This is a genomic window from Streptomyces sp. NPDC060031 (genome assembly GCF_042736805.1).
In the GTDB taxonomy this organism is placed as follows: Bacteria; Actinomycetota; Actinomycetes; order Streptomycetales; family Streptomycetaceae; genus Streptomyces.
Map to the genome: position 1 here is coordinate 1 of NZ_JBHWVM010000191.1, position 3,355 is coordinate 3,355.

3 protein-coding genes are annotated in these 3,355 nt (G+C 69.7%); all 3 read right to left on the reverse strand.

From position 1 onward, the window contains the following. Positions 1-354: 354 nt before the first annotated feature. Positions 355-885, reverse strand: a complete 531-nt coding sequence (locus ACFWB8_RS36860) for a hypothetical protein (RefSeq protein ID WP_385237632.1) — start codon at positions 883-885, stop codon at positions 355-357. 371 nt (positions 886-1,256) lie between these two features. Then, positions 1,257-2,129, reverse strand: a complete 873-nt coding sequence (locus tag ACFWB8_RS36865; protein ID WP_385237635.1) for an alpha/beta fold hydrolase — start codon at positions 2,127-2,129, stop codon at positions 1,257-1,259. Then, complete coding sequence (locus tag ACFWB8_RS36870) at positions 2,122-3,147, reverse strand: NADP-dependent oxidoreductase (protein ID WP_385237638.1); 1,026 nt, start codon at positions 3,145-3,147, stop codon at positions 2,122-2,124. Before ACFWB8_RS36870 ends, ACFWB8_RS36865 begins: the two co-directional genes overlap by 8 nt. Positions 3,148-3,355: the final 208 nt, after the last annotated feature.

Consider the following 3,355-nt stretch of genomic DNA (forward strand, 5'->3'; position numbering starts at 1 on the left):
AATCCACACCGAACCCGGAAGGCCCTCACCCGTTCAAGACTCCTCAGCCGAGACCTCGATCACCCGTCCACAACCTCCCGGGGCAATACACCTAGGCCCCGCGTCGTCGCGGGCAAGCCAATGGGAGCTTGGGCAAGCCGCCCCGAACGCCGGCTTGCCCAGGCCGTAGCGGGCTTGCCCATCCGCTGCTCTCGCCGTGTCGGGGGTGTTGTGCATACTGCTGGGCATGACGCCGCCGTTGCCTGTCCGCCTGCACCTGATGATCACGTTCCTGATGGCGCTGGCTGGGACGTTCGCCGGGGCCTCGCTCGGGCTGACGCTGTCCTCGAAGCGATCGCCTTCCCGCCAACGCCGCTACGGAGTCACTGACGGGAGCTCCTCCTCCGGCACAGCCTTGACGAGACCCGAGCTGACGGGACGCTCGTCGTTGACAAGAATGAGCCGGTTCCCGGCCCAGGTATCGAGCCGGTCGCATGCCCAAGCGGGGTCATACGCTGCCGTGGGCAGCTGCGGTTGGCGCTTTCGGCCGGTGTCGTCGAGCCGGTAGGGAACCTCGAAGGCTGTGTTCCAGTTGTCCAGGTTCGCGCCAAACCGCTGTTCCGCTTCTGCCGGACCGATGCCCAGGTACTGGGCGATCTCCGTCCAAGAGCTGCCTCGCTCCCGTTCGTAGATCACGGCCGAGACCAGCGCGCGCTCCGCGAGTTCGATGAGCTGGATTGCCTGGCTCACCCGGCCTCCGGGACCGGTGTCAGGGTCGTTCTCGGTGGCGACCAGGCCGGCGGCGCCATCCGCAGCGTCCGCTGCGTGATCGCACAGGACAAGGCGTGCCAGAGCCTGGCGGGTGAATCGGGCACGGTCGGCGTCGTAAGGGGTCGTCTCAGTCACCCCCACAGCCTCGCAGGCCGTATCCGCGGCGAGTACCCGATTTCCACCAGGGACCGGCCTCCGCTTGACGGCTTAACTGCATGAGGTGTCCTTCCTCGTGATAGCCGAGGGAAGAGGCTGCTTCGATTCTGGTGGCCGGCGGCGTGCGAGGGGTACATGTACTGACCGGGTGCCACGTAGGCGACCCGTTGTTGCGCGAGCGCCCTGCAGCGCCGTGCGCGATGAGACCGAGCTCGTTGGCGTCCTCGCCAGCCGGGCGGGCGGTCACGTAGACGAGGGTGCCGTCGTCGTACAGGCCCGCCCCGGCCCAGCGGAGGGCGAGGTCGGCCCGGCCGAGGGTGCGGGCGGAGGAGCCCGCTGGACAGCCGATGTCAGCTGTCGGTGTCGAGGTGGGCTCGCACGGCGTCGACGAACTCGTCGCCGTATTGGAAGACCCCGCCGTGCCCGGACCCTGGGTAGATGATCAGCGTGCTGCCGGGGATGCGGGCGTGCATGTCGTGGGACAACTCGGTTGGGACCATCCGGTCGTGGTCGCCGTTGGCGATGAGCGTCGGGGCGCCGATGCGGGAGAGGTCCTGCGGCTCAGCCCGGCCCCAGCCCCGGATGGCCGTGATCTGGTGGTGAAAGGACGACAGTGTGATGGGGTCGTCACGGTCCGTGACGCGCTCGCGCAAGCGCGCGAGGTAGGCCTTGGCTGCCGCCTTGCCCGCGGGGGGGCGGGGAAAGAACAGGAACTCCTTGGCATCGGTGCGGGCCATCGTGGCACGAGCCATGTCCCAGTAGACGTAGGCTCCTCCGGTCGGACGGTCGATGCCGGCTCCCCTGGCGGGGCCGGTTCCGGCCAGGACGAGGCGGCGCACGAGTCCCGGCGCATCGAGGGCCACCTGCTGGGCGACGAAGCCGCCGAGCGAGAATCCGAGCAGGTCCATCTGGGGCAGGCCGAGGGCGGCCACGAACCCCTCAGCCGCGCGCGCCATCGCGGCGACGGTGCCTGGGACGCGGCCGGTGGATCCGCCGACCCCGGGGAGGTCGAGCGCGACGATGCGGCGTTCGCGGGCGAGCGCGTCGACAAACCGGGGATCCCACTCGTCGAGCGTGGCGCCCAGGTGAGCGAGCAGGACCAGCGGGACGCCGTTCTCGGGGCCGAGGTCGCGGTAGACGAGTGTGTTCGAACCTACGATGATGCGGCGGTTGGGCGCCGTGGCCCACGTGGTCGGGCGGGGGCGGACATTGGACTCAGCCATGGTTGGTCACCGCCTGCGGGTCGGTGGTGACCAGGACCTTGCCGCGTGTGCCGCCGGCGAGCGCCTCGTCGAGAGCCCGCGGGGTCTGGTCGAATGGGAGCACCCGGTCGATGACCGGGCGCAGCACCCCGTCGTCGACCAGCCGGGCGACCTGGCGCAGCGCGGCGCTATCGGGTGTGATGAACAGGAACCGGTAGCTGACCCCGAGCGCACGTGCCCGGCGGCGGGTACGGGCACTCAGGGTCCGGATGGCGAGCCGGACGACGGGGTTGACGCCGACGCGCCGCGCGAAGACAGGGTCGGGCGGGCCCGTGATGCCGATGACGGTGCCGCCGGGGCGCAGCACACCGAGAGAAGCCTGCAGGGTGGCTCCGCCCTGGGTGTCGAGGACGAGGTCGACGGGCGTGCTGGCGAGGCTCTGCGCGAGGTCGTCGCGGCGGTAGTCGATGACAATGTCGGCACCAAGCTCGCGGGCGGCTTCGATGTTCGCCGTCGAGACGGTGGTGGCGACGGTGCAGCCCAGGTGCTTGGCGAGCTGGATCGCGACCGATCCCACGCCACCGGTCCCGCCATGGACGAGGACGGTCTGGCCCTTCGTCACCCCGCCCATCTCGACGAGGGCCTGCCAGGCCGTGAGCGCGACGACTGGAAGCCCCGCGGTCTCGACCAGACTCACCGACCGGGGCACAGGTGCCATCGTGGCGGCGTCCACCGCGACGAACTCGGAGAAGGTGCCCGTGGCCGACAAGTCGACATAGCCGTACACGTGGTCACCCACGGCGACGTCGCGTACCGCGGAGCCGGCCTCGACGACCTCGCCGGAGAGCTCGCCGCCCATGACTTTGGGTAGCCGGAACGGGAAGATTGTCTTGAACTCGCCGGAGCGGACCCGCTCGTCGGCATGGTTGACGCCCGACGCGACCATGCGCACGAGCACCTCGTGGGGGGCGGGGACCGGTACGGGCATCTCGACCTCCCGCAAGGGGGAGCCGTACCTCTCGAGGACGAAGGCCTTCACGGAGCACTCCTGGCCGTCGAGCGGACCGTCGACGGGGCCTGACGGGCTTCTGGACACGCCAACCAGGGGGCGTGAACTTAGCTTGACTCTGTCGGTGATCTTGGACGGTCGAGGTTACTCAGGATTTCAGGGTGGGGTCGGTGGGTTGATAGCCAGACCGGTGGCGGCGAGGCAGCCGTCGATGAGGTGGGGTCGGAGCTGGATTCTG

Bases quoted from the DNA above. Each gene is read 5' to 3' on its own strand.
- ACFWB8_RS36865 (WP_385237635.1), bottom strand. From the start codon at position 2,129: ATGGCTGAGTCCAATGTCCGCCCCCGCCCGACCACGTGGGCCACGGCG.